The following is a 26,218-nucleotide window of genomic DNA, read 5'->3' as shown; positions in this document are numbered from 1 at the left end:
TCCAATCGTCGCAGACGGGCCAGAAAGGCACTCGCTGCAGCCGAGGCAGAGAGGGCTCCATGGACTTCCACCGTCGCTTCACGGTCCTGATGTGCGCCCCGGCCTTCGATCCGGACGACCTAGAGGGCGCGCGCGTCGCCCAGATCGTGGCGGCGGTCGAGCATCGCGGGTTCGAGGTGGTGCGCGCCCGGCGGGTCGAGGACGCGGCCATCGCCGTGCAGACCGACGCGGCGGTGGGCTGCCTCGTGGTCGACTGGGGCAAGCGCGGCCTCGACGGCAAGGCCGCCGCCCTGATCGACATGATGCGCAAGCGCGGCCTGGAGATGCCGATCGTCATCATGGTCCGCCGCAAGCGGCTGGAGGACATCCCGGTCGAATTGCTCGACTTCATCGACGGCTACATCTTCCTGGCGGAAGAGACCCCCGAATTCATCGCCCGCGGCCTGGTCAGCCGGGTCACGCAATACGCCCAGACCCTGAAGACGCCGTTCTTCGGCGCGCTGGTCGACTATGCCGAGAAGGGCAACCAGCTCTGGACCTGCCCGGGCCACAACGGCGGCATTTTCTACAACCGGTCGCCGATCGGCCGGATCTTCGTCGAGCATCTCGGCGAGGCGATCTTTCGCGACGACCTCGACAATTCGGTGCTCGATCTCGGCGATCTGCTGACCCACGAGGGTCCGGCGCTCAAGGCCCAGAAGGAGGCCGCCAAGATCTTCGGGGCGGAGAAGACCTACTTCGTCCTCAACGGTACCTCGGCCTCCAACAAGATCGTGCTGTCCTCCCTGGTGGCCGAGGACGACCTGGTCCTGTTCGACCGCAACAACCACAAGGCGGCCCATCACGGCGCCCTGTTCCTCGGCGGCGGCATCCCGATTTTTTTGGAAACGGACCGGAACGCCTACGGCTTGATCGGTCCGATCTATCATGAGGCCCTGGACGAGACGCGTATCCGCGAGAAGATCCGCCGCAACCCGCTGGTGACCGACCCGGAGGCCTGGCGCCGGGAGCGGCCGTTCCGGGTCGCGGTGATCGAGCAATGCACCTACGACGGCACGATCTACGACGCGCAGGTGATCCTGGAGAAGATCGGCCACCTCTGCGACTACATCCTGTTCGACGAGGCCTGGGCGGGCTTCATGAAGTTCCACCCGCTCTACGCAAGGCGCTTCGCCATGGGGCTGACCGGCCTCGACGAGACCTCGCCGGGCATCGTCGCCACGCAATCGACCCACAAGCAAGTCGCGAGCTTCTCCCAGGCCTCGCAGATCCACACGCGGGACGGGCATATCCGCGGTCAGACACGGCGGGTCGAGCACAAGCGGCTCAACGAGAGTTTTCTGGTCCACGCCTCGACCTCGCCGTTCTACCCGCTCTTCGCCTCCCTCGATGTCGGCGCCCAGATGATGAAGGGGCGCTCGGGCATGATCCTGTGGGACGACACGATCCGGCTGGGGATCGAGTGGCGCAAGAAGGTCCGGGCGATCCGTCGGGAATTCGAGGAGCACGAGCGCGACCCGGCCCGGCGCTGGTTCTTCGACCCGTTCGTGCCGGACGTGACCGTGAACGCCGACGGGGCCGAGGTGCCCTGGGAGAGCGTGGCGACCGACGAACTCGCCGCCACCCCCCGGCACTGGGAGCTGAAGCCGGGCGCGCGCTGGCACGGCTTCACCCACGTGGCCCCGGGCTACGCCATCACCGACCCGAACAAGCTCACCGTGCTGACCCCGGGCTTCGACCGGAAGACCGGCGCCTATGCCGATCACGGCGTGCCGGCGCCGATCGTGGCCCAGTACCTGCGTGAGAACCGGATCGTCGCCGAGAAGAACGACCTGAACTCGCTGCTCTTCCTGCTGACCCCGGGGGTCGAATCCTCCAAGGCCGGCACGCTGATCTCGGGCCTCGTCGCCTTCAAGCGGCTCCACGACGACAACGTCCCGCTGGAGGAGGCCATGCCCGAATTCGTGGCGCGCCGGCCGAACCGCTACCGCGGGGTGCGCCTGCGCGAGCTCTGCGGCGAGTTCCACGCCTTCCACCGGGAGGCCGGCACCTCGGCGCTGCAGCGGCGCCAATTCGCCCCCGAGCACCTGCCCGAGATGGTGATGGCGCCCAAGCGCGCCGCCCAGATGCTGACCCGCAACAAGGTCGATTACGTGCCGATCGCCGAGGCCGAGGGGCGGATCGCCACCACCCTGATGCTGGTCTACCCCCCGGGCATCGGCACGATCCTGCCCGGCGAGCGGCTGGACGAGCGGGCCAAGCCGATGCTCGACTATTTCAAGATGTTCGAGGCCTCCGCCAACCTGTTCCCGGGCTTCGAGGCCGAGATCCAGGGCGTCTACCGGGAGGTCGACCCGGACGGGCGGATCCGCTTTCACACCTACGTGGTCCGAGAGGGCGCCTAATGGAGATCGAGGTCGAGACCCCCGGCCCGCCGGTCGCGCAACCCTGCCCGGACATCGTCATCCGCGCCTCCTCGGACGCCGATGTCGAGGCGATGGTGGCGATCTACGAGCACCACATCAGCAAGGGCGTGAGCGATGTCGGCGTCGCCGAGGAGGACCGCCTGCTCCCCGACGATCTGAAGCGGCGGCGCAAGACCATGCGCAAGAAGCGCCTGCCCCACCTCGTGGCCGAGCGCGCCGGCCAGGTCGCGGGCTACGCCTACGCGGTGCCGTTCCGGAAGCGCCCGGCCTACCGCTACACCCTCAAGCACTCGATCTACGTGCATCCCGACCACCTGCATGCCGGGATCGGGCGCCGCCTCCTGCCGGCCCTGATCGAGGCCTGCGCGGCCGGCGGCTACCGCCAGATGATCGGCTACATCGACGCCGAGAACGCCGCCTCCCTGCGCCTCCACGAGGCCTGCGGCTTCGTCCAGGCGGGCTATCTGCGGGCGGTGGCGTTCAAGTACGGCCACTGGTCGGACAGCGTGATGGTTCAGCGGGCGCTCGGCACGGGATCCGAGGACCGGCCCGGGGCGTAGGGCGTAGACCCGGCGGGCGCGCCACCACGCTCGGCCTGCCGATAAAACAGGCGCCGACTGCACGCCGTCCCCATCCGCCCGACCCGGCGATGTCTGGGCATCGGACGAACCCGTCCGTTCCGCTACCGCTGCCCCTTGCGACGGGGCCGTGCCGGTGCCCTGCGCGTGATCCGCATCCCATCCGGTGACAGCACATCGGGGGCCGCCTCAAACCCTGAGGCGACCGGCATTGGCGCCGAACCGACAGTCGTTTCGGGGGGCTTGCCGATCCCGGCCGCGTCCAGCCGGTCATTGTGACATTTCAATCACGGCCTGAGAGGAAAACCGCGTCCTCGGCGGGAACCACCCCATGACCTCCCGAAGGCTGGCGGGCGAAGACGCGCCCAAATCACGCCACTCAAGAATATAGTCGGCTGCCCATTACGAGACCGGCGGTCGGAATTTTAATATCGTACAAAATCTGTAAAATTTCCTATTTCATGATACGATCGTGTAATGATCGTAGGCGGTGGCTTGCGATTTGGCATTTTATTCCACCTAATCTCCGTCGTTTTAGGCGAATGCCTTCCCGATCGCCCGGATCTACCTCGATCACGGTGGGAAAAGCACGGTGTTGCATCGCTATCGACAGATTTTCAGGTGCTTCATGATGCGCGTACAGACTGGATTCCGAAACGGCACACCTGCTGAAACCAATCGGCGTCGATCGATTACGACCGCCCTGCGACGGTCGAGCTTCGGCTTGGCGGCCCTGAGCGCATCGATCTCGCACCACGCCCTGGCGCAGAGCCTGGCCGCCACCGACCCAGCGAGCTGGCGCACGAAGGAATACCAGGTCGATTGGGGCCTGGAGGCGATACACGCTGCCGATGCCTATGCGGCCGGCTATACCGGCCTCGGCGTCACGGTCGGCGTCGTCGATTCAGGCTTTTTCCAGTCTCATTCGGAATTCGCCGACGGCCGCGTCAAGCCGGTGTCGATCACCGGAACCTTCGGGTCGGACGGATTTTATTTCATGGATTGGTTTGGGAACCCGATTAATCGGTCTCCGCAACCAAGTTACTTTAAGAAAGGCGATTCTTATTCTGTCCCTGGGCCATATAACGGCGCCTATAACGATTCGCACGGAACACACGTGACCGGGACGATCGCGGCCTCCCGGGATGGCGACGGCATGCACGGCGTGGCGTTCAACGCCAATGTCTATGTCGCCAACACGCAGTCGACCGACAAGATGACCTATGGCGCCAATGCTGATTACGCCTACTTTAAGAATGCCTATGCCAGCGTCTCCGCGGCTGGCGCACGGGTGATCAACACATCCTGGGGCAACGCACCGCCTTCGGACGACTATAACAGCCTGTCGGGATTGAGGAGTTCCTACGCCAAGTTTCTCGGCAAGAAAACCTATTTTGATGCCCTCGATGAAGTCGCCAAGCAGTATGATACCATTTTGGTGTTTGCCGCAGGAAACACACGCAGCAGCAACCCAGATATTCGAGCCGTCCTTCCTTACTTTCGGCCCGACATCGAGCGGAATTGGGTTGCCGTCGGAGCGACCCGGAAAGGCGACAATGGTCAGTCCGATCCTGGCAGCGTCGTACTCGATCAATATTCTGTAAGGGCGGGATCCAGTAAATATTGGTATATCGCCGCTCCCGGCAGTGCGATCACCAGTACGGCGGCGCATTGGTCAACAGGCGACGCCTGGGATCCGAAGAGCTGGCACATCGATCCGGGCAACCAGACCGGCTACGCGACGATCAACGGCACGTCGATGGCGGCGCCGCATGCCACGGGGGCGCTGGCCGTGATCCTGCAGCGCTATCCGTACATGACCAACGAGCAGGCCCGGGACGTCCTGCTGACCACCGCCTATCACCGGGATGCCGTCCAGGGCACGCCCGACGCCAACCCGAATGCCCCCAACGCCGTCTGGGGCTGGGGCGTGATCGACCTCGCCAAGGCCATGCGGGGACCGGGACAGTTCCTCGGCCCCGTCGCGGCCAACCTCCCGGACGGCACGAACGACACCTGGTCCAACGCCATCTCCGAGGACGCCCTGGTCCAGCGCAAGCAGGAGACCGACGCCGAGGCCGCCTGGGCGACCCGCAAGGCCGCCCAGGACCCGAAGCTGAATCTCGCCGCACTGCAGGCCGCCCTCCCGGCGACCCGCGCCACCCTCGACGCCGTCGTCACGGCGCTGCGCAGCCGAAGCCAGGCCGCCTTCCTCGCATCCGTGACCGCAAACGACGCCGACCCCGTCGGCAGCAGGGTCCTGGCCGCGTTCCTCAATGCGCGGAGTTACTGGCCTTACTGGCCGTTCACCAATCTCTCGGGCAACACCCGCGCCGCCATCGGCAACCAGCTGGCCAGCTACCTCGCGGACCCGAACGGCGCCCAATACACCCAGATCGCCGCCGGCATCGCCGCCGCGTGGCAGACCGAGGTGCAGGTCGAGACCACCCGCATCGCCGCCTTCGCCGGCATCCCGACCCGGGGCAGCCTGATCAAGCTGGGCGCGGGCACGCTGACGCTGGCCGGGACCAACAGCTATTCCGGCGGCACGACCGTGGCGGGCGGGACCCTGTCGGTGTCGCGCGAGGCCAATCTCGGCGCCGCCGGGGCGCCCCTGACCTTCGACGGCGGCGTCCTCCAGATCACCGGCACCGGCTTCACCGCCACGGCGCGGCCGATCACCTGGGGCCGGAACGGCGGCGGCCTCGATATCGCCGACCCGGCCAACGGCTTCACCCTCGCCCAGGCGCTCGCCGGATCGGGCGGGCTGGCCAAGCTCGGGGCCGGCACCCTCACGCTCGCCGGCACCAACACCTACACGGGCGCCACCACCGTGGCGGCCGGGACCCTCCTGGCCCGCGGCGGCCAGGCGATCGGCGATCGCAGCGCCGTCACGGTCGCGTCCGGCGCGACCCTGGCGCTGGCCGACGCCGAGACCGTCGGCTCGCTCGCCGGGCAGGGCCGCGTCGCCCTCGGATCCGCCCGCCTCACCGCCGGCGGCGACGACAGCTCCACCACCTTCGCCGGCACGCTCGACGGCGCCGGCGGCCTGACCAAGGCCGGGGCCGGCACCCTGACGCTCGCCGGGGCCAACACCTATACCGGCGGCACCACCATCGCGGCCGGGACCCTCCAGATCGGGGCCGGCGGCACGACCGGCAACGGGCCGATCCGCAACGCCGGGCAAGTCGCCGTCACCGGGCCGGTCTCCTCCGATGCCGGCTTCCCCAACGCCGCCCAGGCCAGCCTGACCGTCACCGGCCGCTACGGCCTCGCCGGGGGGCTCGACAATGCCGGCACCGTCGCGGTCGCGGAGGGCGGCCGCCTCCTGGCCGGGCGCATCGCCAATGCCGGGCTGCTCACCGTCGCCGCCCAGGGCAGCGTCGTCGACGACCTCGTCAACACCGGCCGCCTGGTCAATGCCGGCGCCTACACGGCCGACGCCGTCAACGCCGCCGGGGCGACGCTCGTCAACACCGGCACGTTCGCCACCGTCTCGGCGCCCTTCGCCAACGCCGGCACCCTGGTCACCACCGGCAGCCTCACCGGCGGGCTGACCAATACCGGCTTCGTCCAGGCCGCGGGCGTGCTCGCCGGGCCGGTCGCCAACGCCCCGGGGGCGATGGTCGCGCTCACGGGCCCGACCGCCGGCCTCACCCGGCTGACCAACGACGGCGCGTTCGACCTCGGCGGCACCGCGCTCACCGTCGGCGCGCTCACCGGCACGACGGCGGCCGCGACCCTCGGCAACGGCCAGCTCACGGTCGGCACCGACGGCAGCTCGACCGGCTACGCCGGGCAGATCGTCGACGGCGCCGGCCCGACCAGCCTGACCAAGCTCGGCGCCGGCACCCTGACGCTCACGGGCGCCAACAGCCTCTCCGGCCCGGTCAGCGTGCGCGGCGGCGAACTCGCCGTCACCGGCGGCCTGCCCAACGCCGCCGTGTCGCTCGGCGCCGGCAGCCGGCTCACCGGCGCGGGCTGGTTCGGCAGCCTCGCCCTGGGCGCGGGCAGCACCCTCGCCCCGGGGGCCGGGCCGGGGGCGCTCGGCCGGATCGCCGTCGCCGGCAGCCTGACCCTGGCGCCGGGATCGGTCTACCGGGTCGACGCCACCCCGGACGGCCGCTCCGACCGGGTCGCGGTCGGCGGCACCGCCACGGTGGCGGGCGCCCGGGTCGAGGCGGTGGCCGGCACCGGGCTCTACGCGCCGCGCACGCGCTACACGATCCTGAGTGCCGCCGGCGGCGTGCAGGGCCGGTTCGCCGGGGTGTCGAGCACCTTCGCGTTCCTGACCCCGTTCCTGGCCTACGCCCCGGACGCGGTCGTCCTGACGCTGGCGCGCAACGACCTGGACTTCGCCGCGGTGGCGCGGACCCGCGACCAGCGCGCGGCCGCCGGGGCGGTTCAGGCCGGGGCGGTCGGCTCGGTCCTCTACGACGCGGTGGCGGTGCTGTCGGCGCCCCAGGCCCGGGCGGCGTTCGCGGCCCTGTCGGGGGACGGCCATGCCAGCCTGGCCGCGACCGCCTTCGCCGGGGCCGGGCTGGTGCGCGAGGCGGTGCTCGACCGGCTGCGCTGGGACGGCGCCCCGGCGGCGCGGGAGTACGGCAGCCTGCCGGCGACCGACGCGGCCGACCGGCCCGGGTCGCCGGCGCCGGGGGTGGTCCCGGTGCGGCGCGCGCAACCGGAGCCGGTGAACCTGTGGGGCCAGGGCCTGGGCAGCCTCGGCCACGCCCGGGCCGACGGCAACGCCGCCGGGCTGTCGCGCCAGAGCGCGGGCTTCGTGATCGGGATCGACGCCCGCCTGGACGGGCTGGGCGCCGAGGGGCTGGGCTCCGAGGGCCTGCGGCTGGGGGCGGTCGGGGGCCATGTCGAGACCAGCTTCGCCAGCCCCGGCCAGGTCCAGACCGGGACGCTGGCGAGCACGTTCGGGGGCGTCTACGGCAGCCTCGGGGCGGGCCCGGCGGTGCTGCGGTTCGGGGCGCTGGCGGCGGACGAGCCGGCGCGGCTGCGGCGGGTGGTGGCGTTCCCCGGCCTGACCGACACGCCGACCGCCCGCACCGGCGGGCGCAGCGTCCAGGGCTTCGGCGAGGCCGGCTACCGGATCGCGCTCGGCGCCGGGGCGGCGCTGGAGCCGTTCGTGGGCGCCGGCGCGGTGGCGCTGGGCCGCGACCGCTTCGCCGAGCAGGGCGGGGCGGCCGCGCTGACGGGGGCGGCACGCGGGAGCCTGCTGCCGACGGCGACCGCGGGCCTGCGCGCCGAGGCCCGGCTCGATCCGGAGGCGGCGCTGCCGGTGTCGGTGCACGCGCTGGCCGGCTACCGGCGGACCTTCGGCGACGGGGTTCCCGCGGCGGCGCTGGCGTTCCGGGGCACCGGCGCCCGGTTCGTGAGCGCCGGCCTGCCGATCGACCGCGACGCGCTGGTCGCCGAGGCCGGCCTGGCGGTGCTGATCTCCCCCGCCGCCTCGCTGGGCCTGTCCTACACCGGCCAGATCGGCGCCCGTGCCCAGGACCACGCCGCACAGGGCTCCTTCACGTACAGGTTCTGAACGGGCGCGGGCCGTACCGATCTCCCGGCACGGCCCGTACCGGTCCGGTCAGTCCCGGCGCTCGAAGGCGCCCGCGATGGTGAGGTGCAGGTCGTCGCCGATTAGCGGCTCGTAGGTCGTCACCCCGAACGCGGAGCGCTTGAGCGTGCCGGTGGCGTCGAAGCCGACCGTGACCTTCTTGCTCAGCGGGTTGACGCCGGCCCCGACCAGGGTGACGTCGAGCGTCACCGGCTTGGTCACGCCGTGGAACGTGAGGTTGCCGGTCACCTTCGCCCTGTCCTTGCCCTCGGGGGCGACCTTGGTCGAGACGAAGGTGATGTCGGGGAACTTGGCCGCGTCGAGCCATTGGTCGCCCTTCAGCTCGGCGGTGAGCTTGGCGCTGGTGGTGGCCACCGAGGCGACCGGGATCCTGATCGAGAGCTTGGCGGCCGTCAGGTCCTTCGGCTGCAGGTCGAGGGTGCCGGACACGTCCGAGAAGCCGCCGGCATAGTTCGAGAAGCCCATATGGGAGACCCGCCAGCCGACCTGGGTGTGGTCGGGATCGGCCACGTAGGCGCCGGCCTGGACCTGGGCCGGATCGCGGGTCGCGGGGGTCTGGGCCAGGGCCGGGTCGGCGACGAGGAGGGCCAGAAGGCCGGAGGCGAGAAGCGACTTCACTGCAAACTCCCATGGGCGCGGCGGTACGGGCCGATTCGGCACGCCGCAGGGCTCCTGTAGCGCCGTTCACGGCCACGGTTGAGCCTGCTATCCGGAACCCCATGGTTGCGAGAACGGAAACCTTCCGGGGCGGACTCGACGACGTGCGCGCCTTCTGCGCGGTCGTCGATCTCGGCACGGTCACGGCCGCCGCGGCGAGCCTGCGGCAGACGAAGGGCAGCGTCAGCCGGCGGGTCTCCCGCCTGGAGCGGGCGCTCGGCGCCCGGCTGATGGCGCGCACCTCGCGGGCCGTCTCGCCGACCGCGGAGGGGCTCGCCTTCTACGCCAAGGCGCAGGAGAGCCTGGCGCTCCTCGACGAGGCCGCCGAGACCGTCCGCGATGCGCAGACGGTGCCGGCCGGGCACCTGCGGATCACCACCTCCATCGATTTCGGCATCGAGGTGATGCCCGAGATCGTCGCGAGCTTCCGGACCGCCTATCCGCAGATCACCGTGGAGATGCTGAACACCGACGCGCGCCTCGACCTGGCGGCCAACCGGATCGACCTCGCCCTGCGGCTCGGCGGCGCCGAGGAGACCGGCTACCACGCCGCGGTCCTGGCGACCCTGGCGGTGGGCCTCTACGCCGCCCCGGCCTACCTGCGGCGGCGGCCGGCCCCGGCGACCGTCACCGCGCTGCGCGACCACGACCTGATCCTCGCCCGCGAGCGATTCGGTGCGGCGGCGCTGGCCCTGACCGACGGCAGGGGCCGCACCGAGCCCCTGTCGGTGACCCCGGCGATCCGGGTCAGCGACTTCGCGACCGCGCACCGGCTGACCCTGGCGGGGGCCGGGATCGGCCATCTTCCCACCCTGGTCGCCGCCCGGGCGGTGGAGTCGGGCCAGCTCCAGCGCGTGCTGGCGCCCTGGGCGACCCGCGGCGCGGCCCTGCGCGCCGTCACGCTGGCCGGGCGCGTGTTGCCGGCCCGGGTCCAGGTGTTCCGCGCGCATGTGCGCGACGCGCTGGCGGCCCGCGACGGTGCGCACGAGGCTGAGGATTTAGAGGCGAATACAGTTGAAATTCAGATGGTTGCAGTAGATCGATCGTAGATATTGCCAGATCGATAAAATTCTAACGCGCTGCTTATCGATCCGGTGAGGGGCCTCGGCCACGATGCGGTGCAGCAGATCCTGGACCGCCCGGCGACCGATCCCGGTGGTCCGGGACGCGTCGAACCCGTGTGGACGCCGTCATGCCCCCTCGCAGCAGGAGCCTGCGCTCCCTTCTCCTCATCGGGACGCTCGCGCTGGTCGGGTCGGGGGCCGCGCTGGAGACGGCCCGGGCGACGCTGTCGAGCGGGGCCCGGATCGTGCTGCAGAAGGGGCGCCAGTACCTGCCCACCGACCTGTACCTGCGCCGGGGCGACACGGTCACCCTGCGCAACGGCGACGAGAGCCTGACCCACCACGCCTTCATCGAGGCGGACCGGTTCGCGTTCGATGCCGGCGACCAGGAGCCCGGCACCGAGACGCGGCTGACGCTGGCCGAGCCGGGGGATTTCGTGATCCAGTGCGGCATTCACCCGAAGATGAAGCTGACCCTCCACGTCGAGTAGGCGCCGGGTCCCGACGGGAAAACCGGGGCGTCGACGCCGCGCCGCCGGCCCCACCGCCCGCGGCACCGCGAGATCGCGCGGTTCCGTGCAGGTCGGATCCGCCGCCGCGGCCATGCCGGACAGACAACCTACCGACAGAAAAAAGGCCACTCCCGAAGGAGCGGCCCGAAGTCTAGGGAGGAAACGCCCAAGAAGGGCAACGGGATCGCGACGCCATCGCCATCCCGCAACGCACAGATAGGATATCGCATTGCGGCACGCAACGGTCTCAAGGCCGTTCAGGCATGCATAGGTGGCGGAGCTATAGCCATAACCCATGTCTTCATCGCATGGCACTGCGGCCGTCCGCGGGATCGGCATCGGAACGTCCGGTACGCGGGCCGTGCTCCGGGCCGCGCCCTCTCCGACGGTGTCCGCTGCGGTGCAGCAGGACGGGCCGGTTGGTGTTCCGGGCCGTGGCCGTCCCGGTCCCGCGTTCATCGCGCGCCTGACGGCCCGCGCCGGTGCGGCCAGACCTCCGGATTGACCAGCCCGCCCGGCTGCCGGCCGGCCAGGACGTCGACGACGCGGCCCGCGGCGGTCTCGGCGGTGCGGATCAGGGCCGCCTCGGTGGAGCCGCCGACATGGGGCGTCAGGATCGCGCGCTCCTGGCGGGCCAGGGGATGGCCGGACGGCAGCGGCTCCTGCGCGAAGACGTCGAGCCCCGCCCCCGCGATCGTGCCGGCCTCCAGGGCCTCCACCAGGGCGGCCTCGTCGATGAGCCCGCCGCGGCTGGTGTTGATCAGGAACGCGCCCCGCTTCATCCGGGCGAGCTGGTCCCGGCCGATCAGGCCGCGGGTGCCCTGGGTCAGCGGCAGGTGCAGCGAGACGATGTCGGCCTCCGCCAGGAGGGCGTCGACCGAGGCGGTGCGCAGGGCGCCGGCCTCGGTGAAATCGGTCTCCGGGCGGCTCGGCCCGTAGGCCAGCACCCGCAGGCCCAGAGCGGCGCCGAGCCGGGCGGTCGCCTGACCGATCGCCCCGAAGCCGATCAGGCCGAGCGTCAGCCCGGCGAGCTCGATCAGCCGGGTGGTGAACTTGAAGCTGTCGTCGCCCCGCCGGACCGACCGGTCGGCGGCGGGCAGGGCTTTCGCCAGGGCGAAGATCAGCGCCAGCGTCTGCTCGGCCACCGAGACGGCGTTGGCCCCGGGCGTGTTGACCACCACGATTCCCGCCTCGGTCGCCGCCGCCTTGGCCACGTGGTCGGTGCCGGTCCCGTGCACGCCGATCACCCGCAGGTCCGGCGCCGCCGCGATGGCCTGGGCCGGGAAACCGGTGTTGCGGGTGATGACGGCGACGCAGCCGGCGACGTCGCGGGCCAGGCTCTCGGCGTCGGTGCCGCCGGCCGGGCGCGGCTCCAGCCCGGCCGCGCGCAGCCGGTCGAGGCCCGCCGCGTGGATCGGCTGAACGATGAGGCAGGGACCGGTGATCACGGGAGAGGCAGCCTCTGCGGACGGGCGAGCGGGGGACGGCAAGTCGTTTGCCGCGCGCGTCTTGGGCGCTCCGCGCCGGGGTGGCAACCGGTTCGATGGCAGTGGATCTCCGAGCCGCCGCGCGCCGACGGGGCAAACCCATCCGCGGGGCGCGGGGCCGGACGCGAGAGGCCGGGAGCACCGCGATCCTCTCGGAGGGGAAGCCCGGTCCGATCCGCGCGTCTCCCTCCCCGCGGAGGGGGGAGGGCGCGTGACGGTTCCGGACCGCCACACCCGTCGACCGGGCGACGATCGCGAATGCCGATAAGCAGCGCTTTCGCCGACCGAGCGCGGACGCGTTACATTCCGCCCCCCCGATCCGGAGACGAAGGTTCTCATTCCCGGGGCCGTGCCCAGCTTGCGGTTGCGTCCCGCCGTCCAGCCTGTTTCACATCATCGAATCCGCGACAGCGGGACGACGGGGCCGGTGCGCGTCCTGCCGGTCCCGCCCGCCACGAGTGCCATCGGTCCATGAGACACGACACCCTGCGCCTCGGCGCCTTCTTCTACGCCACCGGGCACCACGTGGCCGGCTGGCGCCACCCGTCGAGCGAGGCGGATGGCGGCCTCGTGCTCGACCGCTATGTCGACTGGGCGCGCAAGGCCGAGGCGGCGAAGTTCGATCTCGTGTTCCTGGAGGACGGGACGGGTATCCGCGACGGCAACCTGCGCTCCAGCGAGCGGACGGCCCGCTCGACCCATTTCGAGCCGGTGACCCTGCTCTCGGCGCTCGCGGCCGTGACCCGCCGGATCGGTCTGGTGGCGACGACCTCCACGAGCTTCAACGAGCCCTACAACGTCGCCCGCCGCTTCGCCTCCCTCGATCACCTCAGCGGCGGCCGGGCCGGCTGGAACCTCGTGACCTCGACCACGGACGCGGAGGCCGCCAATTTCGGGGCCGACGCGATCGCCCGGCACGGCGACCGCTACGCGCGCGCGGAAGAATTCGTCGACGTCGTCCTCGGCCTGTGGAACACCTGGGACGACGGGGCGGTGATCATCGACAAGGCCTCCGGCCAGTTCTCGAAGCCGGACGGTTTTCGCCCGCTGAACCATCGCGGCACGCATTTCGAGGTGCGGGGCCCGCTCAACATCTCGCGCACGCCGCAGGGCCAGCCGGTGCTGGTCCAGGCCGGCGCCTCGGGGCCCGGCAAGGACCTCGCGGCGCGCACCGCCGAGATCGTGTTCACCGCCAACCAGACGCTCGCCGAGGCGACCGAATTCTACGGCGACCTGAAGGACCGGATGGGCCGCTTCGGGCGCGACCGCGACGACCTGAAGGTGATGCCCGGCCTCTTCCCGGTCGTGGGGCACAGCGAGGCGGAGGCGCGGGCGAAGTTCGAGGCGCTCCAGGACCTGATCGACCCGGTGGTCGGCCTCGCCCTGCTGGAGCGGATGATCGGCGGCTTCGACCTCTCGGGCTACGATCCGGACGGGCCCGTGCCGGAACTGCCCGAGGCCAACGGCGCCAAGTCCCGCCAGCAGCTGATGTTCGACCTCGCCCGTCGGGAGGGTCTGACCCTGCGCCAGCTCTACCTGCGGATCGCGGGCGCCCGGGGCCATTCGCAGATCGTCGGGACCCCCGCCCAGATCGCCGACGAGATGGAGGAGCGGTTCCGGGCGCAGGGCGCCGACGGGTTCAACATCATGCCGGCGACCCTGCCCGGCGGCCTCGACGACTTCATCGCCCTGGTGCTGCCGGAACTGCGCCGCCGGGGCCTGGTCCGCGACGATTACGCGGGGTCGACCCTGCGCGCGAATCTCGGCACCCGCCCCCCGCCCCGGAATGCGGCCCGGCCGTCGCCCGAGGCGTGACGCGGCAACCGGGATGGGGCCGGCCGGTTTCCCGCCCGTGTCCCATCCCGATCGTCCGGGCCCTCAGGGCCGCGGCAGCGTGTGCAGCGCCCGGAGGAAGGTGTCGACCTCCGCACGGGTGTTGTAGAAGGCGAGCGAGGCCCGGACCGACTGGTCGACCCCGAAGCGGCGCAGGGCCGGCAGGGCGCAGTGATGGCCCGAGCGCACCGCGATGCCGTGGGAATCGAGGTGGCGGGCGACCGCCGCGTTTTCCTGGCCCGCGAGGGTGAAGGACATCACGCTCGCCTTCTCCCGCGCCGTGCCGATCAGGCGCAAATCCGTCACCTCGGCCAAGCCCGCCTGCGCGTAGTCCAGCAGGTCGTGCTCGTAGGCGGCGATCGCCGGCAGGCCGATGCGCTCCAGGTAGTCGAGGGCCGCCCCCAGGCCGACCGCGCCCGCGATGTCCGGCGTGCCCGCCTCGAACTTCTCCGGGGCGCCCTTGTAGACCGTCCGGGTGAAGGTAACGTCCTCGATCATGTGGCCGCCGCCCTGCCAGGGCGGCATCGCTTCGAGCAGGGCGGTCTTGCCGTAGAGGGCGCCGATTCCCGTCGGCCCGAACACCTTGTGGCCGGAGAAGACCAGGAAGTCGGCGTCGAGCGCCTGCACGTCGAGGGGCATGTGCGGCGAGGATTGCGCCGCATCGACCAGCACCGGCACCCCGTAGGCGTGGGCGAGCGCGATGATCTCCCGCACCGGGTTCACCGTCCCGAGGGCGTTGGCGACATGCGTCACCGAGACGATCTTGGTGCGGCCCGAGAGCAGGGCCGCGTATTGCTCGAAGATGATCTCGCCGCGATCGTTGACCGGGATCACCCGGATCGTCGCCCCGGTGGCCTGGGCGAGCAATTGCCAGGGCACGATGTTGGCGTGGTGCTCGATGGTCGACAGGATGATCTCGTCGCCCGGGCCGATATGGGCCCGCCCGTAGGAATTGGCGACGAGGTTGATCGCCTCCGTGGTGCCGCGCAGGAAGACGATGTCGTCCTTCGAGGGCGCGTTGAGGAAGCGGCGCACGGCCTCGCGGCCGCCCTCGAACAGGTCGGTGGCGCGCGCCGCCAGGGTGTGGGCGGCCCGGTGGATGTTCGAGTTGTGCCGACCGTAGAACGCACTCGTCGCGTCGATCACGGCCTGCGGCTTGTGGGTGGTGGCGGCGTTGTCGAGCCAGACCAGCGGGTGGCCGTTGACGCTCTGGTGCAGGGCCGGGAAGTCCCGGCGGACATGCTCCACGTCGAACGGCGCCGCCACCGGGCTCGACCCCTGCGCGGTGAGCCGCGGCGCCGGGCCCGGCTGGCGGGCCGGCTCGACCCGGGGGTGCGCCGGGGCCCGGCGGGCCGGGACGCCGAGGTTCAGGAAGTAGTAGTCGCCCGCCGGCGCCTCATCCCCGCCGGCCTTCGACGGGGCGGCGGGGACGTGATGCGGGGCCAGCGCCTGCGCGAAGGCGTTGGCGCGGGGATGGTCCGCGGCGATCTGCCGGTGCAGCTCCGGACCGCCCGGGAGGAAGGCCGCCGGCGCCGGGGCGCCGGGGAAGGCGAAGTCCCGCAGGACGGGACGCGGGCTCGCCGGGTGGACCGGCGGGATCGCCCCGACATCGGCGAAGGCCGGGCTCGCAGGACGGTGTGACTGGGCGAGGTTCGGGACGGTCGGGCCGGTGAGGCCCGGCGCGCCGACCGGCGGTGCCCCGAACGACCGGGCGCCGAGGGCCGCGACGTCGGGTTGGTAGCCGTAGGGCAGTCCACCGGTCGGCGCCGAGGGGACGCCGATGGAACCGCTCGGCAGCGGCGCGCCGCCGGGACCCTGCGGCAGCCCCTCGACGCCCTGCGCCAGCCCCTCGACGCCCTGCGGCGCTTGCGGCCCCGCCGGGATCGTCGGCGCGAAGGGCCGGCTCGCCGCCTGCCCCGGCCCGTAGATCTCGCGGGCGAGCCGCCCGACGAGATCCGCGTGGGCGAACTCGGGATGGGCGAATTCGCCCGGGTTCGCCGCGGGCGTTCCGAAGGCCGGCGCCTCAAGCGTAGTCATGGTAATTGCCGAGCAGGACGTTATCGAGGCGGGCGATCGCGTCCTCGACCAGCACGGCGGCCGAGAAGTAGCGGGTCACGAGGTGCGAGGCGATGGAATGGTCGTTGGTGCCCATGTAGCGCACCGACAGGCCGGGCTCGATCTCGCCGGTCACACCGGATTTCTGGAGGCCGACCACGCCCTGCTCGCCCTCGCCGACGCGCAGGAGCAGGATCGTGGTGGTCTGGGCGCCGGTCACCGGATCGATGTCGATCGGCAGCTTGTCGCTCGGCACCAGCGGCACGCCCCGCCAGGTGATGAACGGCGCGCCGAACAGGTGCACCACCACCGGCGGCACGCCCCGGCGGGTCGCCTCCCGGCCGAAGGCCGCAATGGCGCGCGGGTGCGCCACGAAGAAGGCGGGCTTCTTCCAGACCAGGGTCAGCAGCTCGTCGAGATCGTCCGGGGTCGGCGGGCCGCCGCGGGTCGGGATGCGCTGGCGCGGGCCGACCTCGCCCAGCAGGCCGAACTGTGAATTGTTCAGGAGCTCCCACTCCTCGCGCTCCTTCACCGCGTCGACGGTGAGGCGGATCTGCTCGCGGAGCTGGTCGATCTCGTTGGAGTAGAGGTCGGTGACGCGGGTATGGGTGTTGAGGATCGTCTGGATGGTCGAGAGGTGGTACTCGCGCGGATCGACCTCGTAATCCACGAAGGTCGTCGGCAGGCGCGGCTCGCCGGCATGCACCGCCAGGAGCTCGATGCCCTGCTCGCCGTAGGCATTGGAGTGGCCCTTCAGCCGGTCGCGCTCCTCCCGGTACTGACCGATCCGGGTGCGGATCGCCTCGTCCTCGATCGCGGCGCGGTCGAGGGTCAGCAGGGTCACCGCCGAGAGCGCCTTCACCGCCGGAGCGGGCGCGGCCTCGTCCGCGAGGTCGCCGTCGCCGAAATAGTCGCCCTTCGTGGCGAGCCCCTGGCGCAGGCGGCCCTTGTAGGGGCCGGAGAGGGTCAGTTCGACGGTGCCGTCGGCGACCACGACGAGGCTGCGCTCGGTCGCGCCTTCCTCGCGGATGACCTCGCCGGCCTGGTGTCGGCTCTCGGTGAACTTGCCCGCGAGCGTGGCGAGCTCGCCGTCGCCGAGCCGGCTGAACAGCGGCACCGCGCGCAGGGAGGCGGCCCGGATCGCCCGGCCCTCGGCCTCGGCGGCGAACTCGACCCGGCCGGGGCGCGCCAGCACCACGGCGCGGCGGTTGACCCGGTAGACGCCGCCGGCAACGTCGACGAACGGCAGGAGCCGCAGGAGCCAGCGCGGGGTGTTGGCCGCGTTCTGGACCGATGTGACGGTGGCGGTCGCTAGATTGCGTGCCGCCGTCGCGCTGACGCTCAAACCCGGTCCGCTCATCGGTCATCGTCTCCCAAGCCAAGGTTTCGGGCACGCCGCATCGACCCGCGCCACGGTGGGCTGTCCCGCGGCCATGGCGGGTTCGGCGCAAGTGTTCTCAAGATCGGATCGGCCATTATCGCCGGGTCCGGTCGCATCGGATCAAGTGTTTTCGCGGTGATCCACGATCAGGAGCCGCGACCGTGCCGGACTCGATTGCGAGTCAACTCGGTACGATCTGAGTAAGCTTGGCGAATGGTCTCGGTCAATAAAAAGATCTTCTCTTTATCTTGATTTCAAAGAAGACCGTGTCGCCGTACAGACCATCCGTAGAACAAGATCATGCGCACGGCCGCCGCACGGAGAAGATCGTTCCCCGAGCCCGGACCCAGGCGGGCGCCGGTCGACGGCATTGTTTTGAAGGGAGGATTTTTTAGCCCGGCCTAGATCCCGTCGCCGTGCCCGAAGGACTGGTCCATGCTCTGCGCCGGCTCCTCCTCCGGGCGCAGGCGCGAGACGACCCGGGCGGGCACACCCGCCACGGTGGTGTGCGGGGGCACGTCGGACAGGACCACCGCGGCGGCGGCGACCTTAGCGCCCTCGCCGACGCGGACGTTGCCGAGCACCTTGGCGCCGACGCTGAGCAGCACGCCGCGCTCGATCTTGGGATGGCGGTCCCCGCTCTGCTTGCCGTTGCCGCCCAGCGTCACGGACTGGAGGATCGACACGTCGTCGGCCACCACCGTGGTCTCGCCGATCACCACCCCGGTGGCGTGGTCGATGAACACCCCCGAGCCGATTCGCGCGGCCGGGTGGATGTCGCAGCCGAACACCTCGGAGATCCGGCTCTGGACGTGCAGCGCCAGGGTCGCCCGCCCCCGGTGCCACAGCCAGTGGCCGGCCCGGTAGGCCTCGAGCGCCGCGAAGCCCTTGTAGAACAGGAAGGGGTCCAGATAGCGCCGGCAGGTCGGGTCGCGCTCGCGGATGGCGACGAGGTCGCGCACGGCGTGGGCGCCCGCCTTCGGATCCGCCTCGAAGGCGGAGAGGCAGAGGTCGCGCATCGACAGGCGGGCGAGGTCGCCGTCGCCGAGCCGGTGGGCGAGGCGGTAGGCCAGCGCCTGGGCGAGGCTGCGCTGGTCGAGGATCGTCGCCTGGATGATGCCGGCGTAGAGCGGCTCCTCGATCAGGGCGGCTTCGGCCTCGGCCCGCAGATCCGTCCAGACCTCGTCCTCCGCGGTGCTGCGGCTAAGGGCGCGCAGGGGCGGTTGAAGGGTGGCGAGGGCCGTCATGGCCGGCATGTCCGCGGGATCGCCATCACTGCACCCGCCGGAACAGGTCCGGCAGGTAATGCCGCAGCGTCTCGTGGCCCTCGAACTTCACGTCGATCGTGGCCGGGCGGCCGCCCCGGCCGTGGATGTCGACGATTCGCCCCCGGGCGTTGCGCCAGATCCCGAGGGCCTCGGCGAGGTCGAGCCGTTCGAACACCACCTGATCGCCCCGCCTGATCGTTGCCGAACCCATCGCGTCCTCCTCATGGCGCGGGCCGATTCCGCCGGCCCGATTCCGCGCTCCGGACCCGCTGTGCCGGGCCCGCGCCCCATCCCGGGAAAGCCCTTCTGCCGCCCCCGGAACGGGAGAGAACGTTTGGTTCGCGGCGGGCCCGGAAAGGAGCATGTTTTTCACTAAGCCATTGACGTAGCTTGATAATTATAGACGGGGCGGCGTTTGGCAAGGCTTGTCCCCGCCGGCCGCCGGCGATATCCCGGTCACGGTCAGCCCGGCGCCGGGGCCGTTGCAGCGGGGACACCATCGATGGACGCGTATCTTCCGGCCCTCGGGGGCGGCCTGCTGATCGGCCTGTCCGCGGCGACGCTGCTGCTGCTCAACGGCCGCATCGCCGGCATCAGCGGGCTCGTCGCCGGGCTCGGCAGGCCCGGGGCGCGGCGGCGCGCCGATGCCGCCTTCCTGCTCGGTCTCGTCCTCGGGCCGCCGCTCTTCACGGCGCTGGCCGGGCACGGGCCCCGCATGCGGATCGAGGCGGGGCTGCCGGTCCTGGCGCTGGCCGGGCTGCTCGTCGGCTTCGGCACGCGGCTCGGCTCCGGCTGCACCTCGGGCCACGGGGTCTGCGGGCTCGCCCGGCTCTCGCCACGCTCGATCGTCGCGGTTCTGGTGTTCCTCGCCACCGGCATGCTGACGGTGGCCCTGGTCCGGGTGGCGTCGTGACCGGCTCGGCGCGCGCCCTCGCGGCGCTGACCGCGGGGCTCCTCTTCGGGCTCGGCCTCAGCCTGTCGGGGATGCTCGATCCGGCCCGCGTGCGCGGCTTCCTCGACGTCGCCGGGGCCTGGGACCCGAGCCTCGTCTTCGTCCTCGGCGGGGCCGTGACGGTGTCGGGCCTCGGCTACGCCCTGTCCCGCCGGTTCGGCCACCCGGTCCTGGCCGACAGGTTCGACCTGCCGCAGCGGCGGCGGATCGATGCCCCTCTGGTGCTCGGCGCGGCCCTGTTCGGGATCGGCTGGGGCCTGTCGGGCTTCTGCCCCGGGCCGGCGGTGGCGGCGCTCTCCACCGGCGCGCGGCCGGTTCTCGTCTTCGTCGCCGCCCTGCTGGTCGGCATGGCGGCCCACGACCTTCTGCGCAACCGCGAAGGCGCCGGGACCGGAGCGCCCGCGGAGCCCTGAAGGCTCCGAGACCGGCCCCGGGGCCGGCCTCAGGCGGAGCGCGAGGCCCGCGGCGGGGCGGCGTAGCGGCTGGGGGGACGCGCCAGGCCGAGATGGTCGCGCAGGGTGGCGCCCGCATAGTCGCGCCGGAACAGGCCGCGCCGCTGCAGGAGCGGCACGACCGCGTCCACGAAGGTCTCCAGCCCGTCCGGGAGCACGTCCGGCATCAGGTTGAAGCCGTCCGCGGCCCCGGCCCGGAACCAGGCCTCGATGTCGTCGGCGATCGCCTCCGGGGTGCCCGCGACGATCCGGTGGCCGACCCCGCCGCCCAGCGCCCGCAGGAGCTGGCGCACCGTCAGCCCGTCCCGGCGGGCGAGGGCGACCGTGCCCAGGAACATCGTGTGGTTGGCGTCCGGCGGCAGGGGCAGCGGGTCCGGCAGCGGCTTGTCGAGGTCGAGGCGGGCGGGGTCGATCCGCAGCGTCCCGGCGAGGCGGGCGAGGCTGTAGTCCAGCGGGACGAGGTCCCAGAGTTCGTCCTGACGGCGGCGCGCCTCGGCCTCGGTGGAGCCGATCACCGTGGCGAGGCCCGGCAGGATGACCAGGGCGTCCGGCCCACGCCCGTAGCGCGCCGCCCGCGCCCGCAGGTCCCGGGCATAGGCCACCCCGTCGTCGATGGTCTGGGCCAGGGAGAACACCGCGTCGGCGGTGGCGGCGGCGAGCTCGCGCCCGTCCTCGGAGCCGCCGGCCTGGAAGGTCACCGGACGGCCCTGCGGCCCCCGCGGCACCGTGAGCGGCCCCGCCACGGAATAGTACGCGCCGCGATGGTCGACCGCGTGGACCTTGCCCGGGTCGGCGAACCGCCCGCTCGCCTTGTCGCCCAGGAAGGCGTCGTCCTCCCAGCTGTCCCACAGGGCGTGGACCACGTCTGTGAATTCCCGGGCCCGGGCGTAGCGCCCCCCGTGCTCGGCGGCGCCCGCGAAGCCGAAATTGCGCCCGGCGGCGGCATCGGCGGTGGTCACCACGTTCCAGCCGGCCCGGCCGCGGCTGACGAGGTCGAGGGTCGCGAACCGGCGGGCCAGGTTGTAGGGCTCGTTGTAGGTGGTCGAGGCGGTGGCGATCAGGCCGATATGGCGCGTCACCGCCGCCACGCTGGCCAGCACGACCGTCGGTTCGAGGGCGTTGAACGGCCGGTAGTCGATCCGGTCGTTGATCGCCGGGGTGTCGGCCAGGAAGATCGCGTCGAGCTTGCCGCGCTCGGCGACGCGGGCGACGCGCACGACATGGTCGATGTCGATGAACGCGTCCGGCCGGCTGTCCGGCAGCCGCCACGCCGACGGGTAGACCCCGGAATGCAGCAGGTTGACGTTGAGATGCAGGGTGCGGCTGCTCATCGAACGCCTCCGGATCAGCGCACGCGCGGCACGATCTGCGCGGCGAAGCGGCGCATCTCGGCCTCGAACGGCTGGAACTGCAGCATGAACAGGTCGATGCCGGCCGCGTGGAAGGCGCGGATCCGCTCCGCCACGGTGTCGTAGCTGCCGACCAATCCGGCCGCGGTGCCGCCGTTGGTGCCGACGTGCCGGGCGGCCGCCGCGTCGGTCTTGGCGAACATCACGCTGGCCTGGTCGGTGCGGGCGCGGGTGTCGGCGCGCAGGTCCGCGTCCCGCCGCGCCAGGGCGAGCAGCCGGGCGTGCTCCCCGTGCGCCTCCGCGTCGGTGGCGCGGGCGATCACGAAGGCCGAGAGGCCGTAGCGCAGCGGGCCGTGGGCGGCGGGGCGACGGGACACGTCGGCGATCAGGGCGGCGACGTCCTCCAGCGGCTGGCCGTTGATGAACCAGACATCGGCATGGTCGGCGGCCAGCGCCCGGGCCGGCTCCGACTCGCCGCCGAGATAGATCCTCGGCCGCGGCCGGAAGGTGCCGGCGGGGCGGAGCCGGTACTCCGCGACCTGGAAATGCGCCCCCGCGACGGTCACGGTCTCCCCGCGCATCAGCCGTTCCACGAGGGCGATCCATTCCCGGCCGTAGGCGTAGCGGTCGTCATGCGCCGGGAAGGGCAGGCCGGCCTGCTCGAACTCGGCCCGGTTCCAGGCATTCACGAGGTTCAGGGCGAAGCGGCCGCCGCTGATGTGCTCGATCTGGAGCGCCATCTTGGCCAGTACCACCGGGTGGTAGAGCCCCGGCTTGATCGCCGCGATGATCTCGATGCGCCGGGTCAGCGCCGCCAGCGCCGCCGCCCCCGTCCAGGCCTCGAGCTGGTCGCGCTCCGGGTCGTAGGGGTTCATCGTGTGCTGGGCGACCAGCACCGAATCGAAGCCCAGGGCCTCGGCCTCCAGCACCAGGGCGCGGTTGCGCGCCCAGGTCGCGTCGTCCGGCTCGTCGGGGTCGTGATGGGCGGCCCGGGAGCCGTGGACGGCGGCCCAGATGCCGAAGCGGGGCGGTGCGGCGGCCATGGCCTCAGCCCCGCTCAACCCCGCCCCGCCGGCGGCTGCCAGATCGGGACGTCGGTGGCGTCGATCCGGCGCGGGATCAGCTTGGCCTCGTAGAACACGTCGGCGATGGCCTGCTGCTCGCCGAGCTGGCCGCGCTCCACCGGCTCGACCGCGTAGGTCCGGCGGCTGTTGGCGGCGGCCACGACCGCGGGGGGCAGGTCGCCCCAGATCGGGGCCAGCAGCGCCACGGCCTCCTCCGGGTTCGCCTTCACCCAGCCCCCGGCCTCCACGAGGGCGCGATACACGGTCGCCACCACCTCCGGCTGCGCGGCGACGAAGCTGTCGTTGACCAGGTAGTAGCGGTGATAGCTGGTTAGGCCGCTGCCGTCGGCGATGACCCGCACCGGGCGCTTGGCCTCGGCGAAGGCCAGGAACGGGTCCCAGATCGACCACGCGTCCAGGCTGCCCTGCTCGAAGGCGGCCGCGCCCTCCGGCGCCTGGAGATAGGCCGGCTTGATGTCGGCGAAGGTCAGCCCGGCGCGCTTCAGGGCGGCGGCGAGCACGTAGTGGCTGCCCGAGCCCCGGGACACGCCGACCGTGCGGCCCTTCAGATCCGCGACGGTGCGGACCGGCGACTCGGCCGGCACGATGATCGCCTCCGCGGCCGGCGCGCCGCGCTCGCGGGCGTAGAAGGTCAGGGGCGCCCGGGCGGCCTGCGTGAAGATCGGCACCGCGTCGGCGACATCGGCGTGGATGTCGACCGCGCCCGCCGTCATGGGCTCGAGCACGCTGGTGAACAGGTGCCAGGTCGGGGCGAAGCCGAGCGGGGCGAGGCGCTCGGCGAGGGTGCCCTTCACCTTCAGCACGGTGAACAGCACCGACGAGCGCTGCATGCTGATCGTCACCGTGCGCGGGGCCGCGCGCACGGCCGGCGCGCCGAGCGCCACGGCGGCGGCCCCGCCGAGGCCCGCCCGCAGGAGGCTGCGGCGGCTCGGGGCCGTCCGGCCCACGCTATCGTCGATCATCGCGCTCTCCGGATCGTGCGGCCGGCCCGACGGCCGGCCGTCGGCGCGGCGACGGTCCTTCAAGGACTCGCGCCGCCTGTCATCGCGGTCTCTATTGAAGGCCAAAGTCGATCGCGGGATCAAGGAAACGGTCTTCCGATCTCGCCGACCCGCGTGAAAGTCCATTCTTCGCAGCGGCGCGATATCGGGGATCCTGTTCCTGTCTCTCCGGCGCGGAGCAGCCCGCACCGCCGCCTCGCGCGTCCACCGTTCCGATGCGCGGCCGGGCGGCGCGGGGGATGGACCGGGTGCAGGCGGCATCGCGCGGGTTTCGGCGCGGAATGGTCTTTCGCGTCGGGCCTGTCTCGCGGGATGAACCTGTTCTCGTTGCGGCTTCTACGAAACGAGACTTCCAAAGGATCGGAGATCTCGCCGTTTCGGCTTGAGATCAGGGTACAACTCCTCGATTCCAGGCGATGCCCTCGGGGCGATGGCCGGGATCGTGGATTCGAAACCATGTCGCAGGTGGATGCGGGCTGGGGCGCGGGCCCGAGCGAACGCTACGAGGCTCTGGCGGATCGCTTCCGCCCGGTCTTCGCCGAGATCCGCGCCACGGCGGTCGCGCGGGACCGCACCCGCGGCCTGCCCCATGCCGAGATCGGCTGGCTGCGCGAGGCCACTTTCACCACCCTGCGCCTCGCGCCCGACGAGGGCGGCCACGGCGCCAGCCTGCCCGAGCTGTTCGCGCTGCTGATCGAGCTGTCCCAGGCCGATTCCAACGTCACCAATGCGCTGCGCGCGCATTTCGGCTTCACCGAGGACGCGCTCTGCGCATCGTCGGCCGAATGGCGCGCCCAGTGGATCGCCCGGATCGGCGCCGGCGCGACGATCGGCAGCGGCGTCTCGGAGACCGGGCCGGCCAAGGTCGGCGCCTTCGACACGGTGGTGCGCCGCCGCGACGGGGACCTGGTGGTCGAGGGCCGGAAATTCTACACCACCGGCTCATTGTTTGCCGACTACATTCACCTCTCGGCCGAGGACGAGGCGGGCGGGGCGGTGACGGCGGCGGTGCCGGTCCGGGCGCCGGGCGTGACCATCGTCGACGATTGGGACGGGTTCGGGCAGGGGCTGACCGCCAGCGGCACCGCGACCTTCGAGGGCGTGGTGCTGGATCCCGCGCTGATCAAGCCCGATCCGGCCCGCTTCCCCTACGCCATGGCGTTCTTCCAGCTCGTGCATCTCGCGACGCTGGCCGGCATCGGCCGGGCGGCGGCCGAGGACGTGGCCCGGCTGGTGGCCGCGCGCACCCGGGTCTACAGCCACGGCAATGCCGGCCGCACCGCGGAGGATCCGCAGATCCTGGCGGTGGTGGGCCGGGTGCGGGGCAACGCCTACGCGGCCGGCGCGGTGGTGCTCAAGGCGGCCGAGGCGCTCCAGCGGGCCTATGCGGCCCATCGGGCCGGCGACGGAGCGGTGGCGGACCGGGCCACGACGCTCGCCGATGTCGAGGTCAACCAGGCGGTGAGCGTGGTCACCGACCTCGTGCTGGAGGCGACCACGAACCTGTTCGACGCGCTGGGCGCCTCCGCGGTGAAGGCGGGTCTCGGCCTCGACCGGTACTGGCGCAACGCCCGCACCATCGCGTCCCACAACCCGCGGATCTACCGGGACCGGATCGTCGGGGCCTTCGCGGTCACGGGCGCACCGCCGCCCCGGCAGTACCGCGTCGGATCGGCGTGAGGCGGCGGCCCGGCCGCGGTGCCGGGCGCCGTGTCCGACGTCGTTCATCGTCGGTCACGGCGCGCCGCGTGCGGCGAAAATCGAGTATAGACGCACGAGGATGCTGATTCAGCAGCAATAAAGTGTTGTATGATCCGGCAGTCTGTCCCGTAAAAATAACTTTCGATGGATGAAAGTCCCCCGGATTGTCCGGGGTCGCACGTGTTATGGTTTTTTCACGACCTTGCTGTTCTAGTGGTTGACGGTCGTCGCGTGACCAAACGACTTTGAAACGGTGGCGCCGTGACATCGAGACCCGTGTTGTCGACAGGATCGCTCGGATTGCGCAGTCCGGTCAGCCGGAGGGGGGCACTGATCGCCGGCCTGTCGACGCTCGCCGGCTGCGCCACGCTGTTGCCGCCCAAGGAGACGAAGCTCACCGTCAAAATCGGGACTGCGGCGACCGTGAATCCATCGGCCGCGGATGTGTCGTCGCCGCTGCTGTTTCGCGTCTACACCCTGCGGGCCGACACCAAGTTCCTTCAGAGCGATACCCAGTCCCTCTACGATGCGGATGCCGCCACCCTCGGCACCGATCTGCTGAGCAAGCACGAATTCCTGCTGGCGCCCTCCGCCGAGGACGGCTTCACCGCGACGGTGCCGGCCGAGGCCGCCTTCGTCGCCGTGGTGGCCGGCTTCCGGCAGCTCGACGTGGCGCAGTGGCGGGCTGCGGCGCCGATCAAGGTCGCCCAGATCAACACCGCGTTGATCTGGGCGACCGGTCTCGACATGACGCTCACCGTCCAGGCGGAGCCCAAGGCCTGGCCCCTGTGACCGCGGGGTGCCGCGACGTTCGGAGCGATGACCCCCCCGCG

19 protein-coding genes are annotated in these 26,218 nt (G+C 71.7%); 10 read left to right on the top strand and 9 right to left on the bottom strand.

Annotated elements, in window-relative coordinates; genetic code table 11:
* The first annotated feature begins 59 nt into the window (after positions 1 to 59).
* From AC3IF3_RS09995 to AC3IF3_RS09985, 3 genes are all read left to right on the top strand, one after another.
* On the top strand, positions 60 to 2,405 hold the full coding sequence (locus AC3IF3_RS09995; RefSeq protein WP_489228577.1) for an Orn/Lys/Arg family decarboxylase: 2,346 nt from the start codon (positions 60 to 62) through the stop codon (positions 2,403 to 2,405).
* On the top strand, positions 2,405 to 2,986 hold the full coding sequence (locus tag AC3IF3_RS09990; protein ID WP_243968938.1) for a GNAT family N-acetyltransferase: 582 nt from the start codon (positions 2,405 to 2,407) through the stop codon (positions 2,984 to 2,986). Before AC3IF3_RS09995 ends, AC3IF3_RS09990 begins: the two co-directional genes overlap by 1 nt.
* A gap of 646 nt (positions 2,987 to 3,632) precedes the next feature.
* Positions 3,633 to 8,549: a S8 family serine peptidase gene (locus AC3IF3_RS09985; protein WP_489228576.1), complete on the top strand. Its 4,917-nt coding sequence runs from the start codon at positions 3,633 to 3,635 to the stop codon at positions 8,547 to 8,549.
* Between the two features lie 48 nt (positions 8,550 to 8,597).
* On the opposite strand, the gene AC3IF3_RS09980 is transcribed toward AC3IF3_RS09985, so the two are convergent.
* Positions 8,598 to 9,206 carry a YceI family protein gene (locus AC3IF3_RS09980; RefSeq protein ID WP_243968936.1) on the bottom strand — a complete coding sequence of 203 codons (609 nt, stop codon included), beginning with the start codon at positions 9,204 to 9,206 and terminating at the stop codon, positions 8,598 to 8,600.
* A 101-nt stretch (positions 9,207 to 9,307) separates the two neighbouring features.
* On the opposite strand from AC3IF3_RS09980, the gene AC3IF3_RS09975 reads away from it, so the two are divergent.
* Positions 9,308 to 10,294: a LysR family transcriptional regulator gene (locus tag AC3IF3_RS09975; protein ID WP_243968934.1), complete on the top strand. Its 987-nt coding sequence runs from the start codon at positions 9,308 to 9,310 to the stop codon at positions 10,292 to 10,294.
* Positions 10,295 to 10,437: 143 nt separating this feature from the next.
* Positions 10,438 to 10,800, top strand: a complete 363-nt coding sequence (locus AC3IF3_RS09970) for a cupredoxin domain-containing protein (RefSeq protein WP_243968931.1) — start codon at positions 10,438 to 10,440, stop codon at positions 10,798 to 10,800.
* Between the two features lie 476 nt (positions 10,801 to 11,276).
* Here the strand turns inward: AC3IF3_RS09970 and AC3IF3_RS09965 are convergent, their stop codons facing one another.
* Positions 11,277 to 12,269, bottom strand: a complete 993-nt coding sequence (locus AC3IF3_RS09965; protein WP_243968929.1) for a hydroxyacid dehydrogenase — start codon at positions 12,267 to 12,269, stop codon at positions 11,277 to 11,279.
* Between the two features lie 510 nt (positions 12,270 to 12,779).
* Here AC3IF3_RS09965 and AC3IF3_RS09960 point away from each other — a divergent pair.
* A complete protein-coding gene (locus tag AC3IF3_RS09960; protein ID WP_243968927.1) occupies positions 12,780 to 14,123 on the top strand; it encodes an LLM class flavin-dependent oxidoreductase in 1,344 nt (447 codons plus the stop codon).
* A 63-nt stretch (positions 14,124 to 14,186) separates the two neighbouring features.
* Here the strand turns inward: AC3IF3_RS09960 and AC3IF3_RS09955 are convergent, their stop codons facing one another.
* The 4 genes from AC3IF3_RS09955 to AC3IF3_RS09940 all read right to left on the bottom strand — a co-directional run bounded on the left by AC3IF3_RS09955 (position 14,187) and on the right by AC3IF3_RS09940 (position 19,056).
* Complete coding sequence (locus tag AC3IF3_RS09955) at positions 14,187 to 16,178, bottom strand: family 2A encapsulin nanocompartment cargo protein cysteine desulfurase (RefSeq protein ID WP_489228574.1); 1,992 nt, start codon at positions 16,176 to 16,178, stop codon at positions 14,187 to 14,189.
* The gene (locus tag AC3IF3_RS09950) at positions 16,165 to 17,556 is read right to left on the bottom strand and encodes a family 2B encapsulin nanocompartment shell protein (protein WP_489228573.1); all 1,392 of its coding nucleotides are present in this window, start codon (positions 17,554 to 17,556) and stop codon (positions 16,165 to 16,167) included. Before AC3IF3_RS09950 ends, AC3IF3_RS09955 begins: the two co-directional genes overlap by 14 nt.
* Before the next feature lie 422 nt (positions 17,557 to 17,978).
* Positions 17,979 to 18,824, bottom strand: a complete 846-nt coding sequence (cysE, locus tag AC3IF3_RS09945; protein ID WP_489215595.1) for a serine O-acetyltransferase — start codon at positions 18,822 to 18,824, stop codon at positions 17,979 to 17,981.
* A gap of 25 nt (positions 18,825 to 18,849) precedes the next feature.
* Complete coding sequence (locus AC3IF3_RS09940) at positions 18,850 to 19,056, bottom strand: hypothetical protein (RefSeq protein WP_243968922.1); 207 nt, start codon at positions 19,054 to 19,056, stop codon at positions 18,850 to 18,852.
* 291 nt (positions 19,057 to 19,347) lie between these two features.
* Between AC3IF3_RS09940 and AC3IF3_RS09935 the strand changes: the two genes are divergently transcribed.
* Complete coding sequence (locus AC3IF3_RS09935) at positions 19,348 to 19,758, top strand: YeeE/YedE family protein (protein WP_243968920.1); 411 nt, start codon at positions 19,348 to 19,350, stop codon at positions 19,756 to 19,758.
* A complete protein-coding gene (locus AC3IF3_RS09930) occupies positions 19,755 to 20,210 on the top strand; it encodes a DUF6691 family protein (protein ID WP_489228570.1) in 456 nt (151 codons plus the stop codon). The genes AC3IF3_RS09935 and AC3IF3_RS09930 overlap by 4 nt, the downstream gene beginning before the upstream one ends.
* Before the next feature lie 29 nt (positions 20,211 to 20,239).
* On the opposite strand, the gene AC3IF3_RS09925 is transcribed toward AC3IF3_RS09930, so the two are convergent.
* Genes AC3IF3_RS09925 through AC3IF3_RS09915 form a run of 3 tightly spaced genes read right to left on the bottom strand, consistent with a single transcriptional unit; the run spans position 20,240 to position 23,645 of the window.
* On the bottom strand, positions 20,240 to 21,580 hold the full coding sequence (locus AC3IF3_RS09925; RefSeq protein WP_489228569.1) for an LLM class flavin-dependent oxidoreductase: 1,341 nt from the start codon (positions 21,578 to 21,580) through the stop codon (positions 20,240 to 20,242).
* Between the two features lie 14 nt (positions 21,581 to 21,594).
* The gene (locus AC3IF3_RS09920) at positions 21,595 to 22,641 is read right to left on the bottom strand and encodes an LLM class flavin-dependent oxidoreductase (RefSeq protein WP_489228567.1); all 1,047 of its coding nucleotides are present in this window, start codon (positions 22,639 to 22,641) and stop codon (positions 21,595 to 21,597) included.
* A 14-nt stretch (positions 22,642 to 22,655) separates the two neighbouring features.
* Positions 22,656 to 23,645 carry an ABC transporter substrate-binding protein gene (locus AC3IF3_RS09915; RefSeq protein ID WP_489228565.1) on the bottom strand — a complete coding sequence of 330 codons (990 nt, stop codon included), beginning with the start codon at positions 23,643 to 23,645 and terminating at the stop codon, positions 22,656 to 22,658.
* 495 nt (positions 23,646 to 24,140) lie between these two features.
* On the opposite strand from AC3IF3_RS09915, the gene AC3IF3_RS09910 reads away from it, so the two are divergent.
* Both AC3IF3_RS09910 and tssJ read left to right on the top strand, forming a co-directional pair.
* Complete coding sequence (locus tag AC3IF3_RS09910) at positions 24,141 to 25,364, top strand: acyl-CoA dehydrogenase family protein (RefSeq protein WP_243968913.1); 1,224 nt, start codon at positions 24,141 to 24,143, stop codon at positions 25,362 to 25,364.
* A 321-nt stretch (positions 25,365 to 25,685) separates the two neighbouring features.
* Entirely contained in the window at positions 25,686 to 26,177 is a 492-nt protein-coding gene (tssJ, locus tag AC3IF3_RS09905; protein ID WP_243968911.1) for a type VI secretion system lipoprotein TssJ, read from the top strand.
* Positions 26,178 to 26,218: the final 41 nt, after the last annotated feature.

This window comes from Methylobacterium sp. J-118, from assembly GCF_057836565.1.
This window is presented reverse-complemented; position numbering and strand designations above follow the sequence as displayed.

Coding starts and splice junctions, on each gene's coding strand:
- AC3IF3_RS09995 (WP_489228577.1), top strand. CDS start 60: ATGGACTTCCACCGTCGCTTCACGGTCCTGATGTGCGCCCCGGCCTTC.
- AC3IF3_RS09990 (WP_243968938.1), top strand. CDS start 2,405: ATGGAGATCGAGGTCGAGACCCCCGGCCCGCCGGTCGCGCAACCCTGC.
- AC3IF3_RS09985 (WP_489228576.1), top strand. CDS start 3,633: ATGATGCGCGTACAGACTGGATTCCGAAACGGCACACCTGCTGAAACC.
- AC3IF3_RS09975 (WP_243968934.1), top strand. CDS start 9,308: ATGGTTGCGAGAACGGAAACCTTCCGGGGCGGACTCGACGACGTGCGC.
- AC3IF3_RS09970 (WP_243968931.1), top strand. CDS start 10,438: ATGCCCCCTCGCAGCAGGAGCCTGCGCTCCCTTCTCCTCATCGGGACG.
- AC3IF3_RS09960 (WP_243968927.1), top strand. CDS start 12,780: ATGAGACACGACACCCTGCGCCTCGGCGCCTTCTTCTACGCCACCGGG.
- AC3IF3_RS09955 (WP_489228574.1), bottom strand. CDS start 16,178: ATGACTACGCTTGAGGCGCCGGCCTTCGGAACGCCCGCGGCGAACCCG.
- AC3IF3_RS09950 (WP_489228573.1), bottom strand. CDS start 17,556: ATGAGCGGACCGGGTTTGAGCGTCAGCGCGACGGCGGCACGCAATCTA.
- cysE (WP_489215595.1), bottom strand. CDS start 18,824: ATGACGGCCCTCGCCACCCTTCAACCGCCCCTGCGCGCCCTTAGCCGC.
- AC3IF3_RS09940 (WP_243968922.1), bottom strand. CDS start 19,056: ATGGGTTCGGCAACGATCAGGCGGGGCGATCAGGTGGTGTTCGAACGG.
- AC3IF3_RS09935 (WP_243968920.1), top strand. CDS start 19,348: ATGGACGCGTATCTTCCGGCCCTCGGGGGCGGCCTGCTGATCGGCCTG.
- AC3IF3_RS09925 (WP_489228569.1), bottom strand. CDS start 21,580: ATGAGCAGCCGCACCCTGCATCTCAACGTCAACCTGCTGCATTCCGGG.
- AC3IF3_RS09920 (WP_489228567.1), bottom strand. CDS start 22,641: ATGGCCGCCGCACCGCCCCGCTTCGGCATCTGGGCCGCCGTCCACGGC.
- AC3IF3_RS09915 (WP_489228565.1), bottom strand. CDS start 23,645: ATGATCGACGATAGCGTGGGCCGGACGGCCCCGAGCCGCCGCAGCCTC.
- AC3IF3_RS09910 (WP_243968913.1), top strand. CDS start 24,141: ATGTCGCAGGTGGATGCGGGCTGGGGCGCGGGCCCGAGCGAACGCTAC.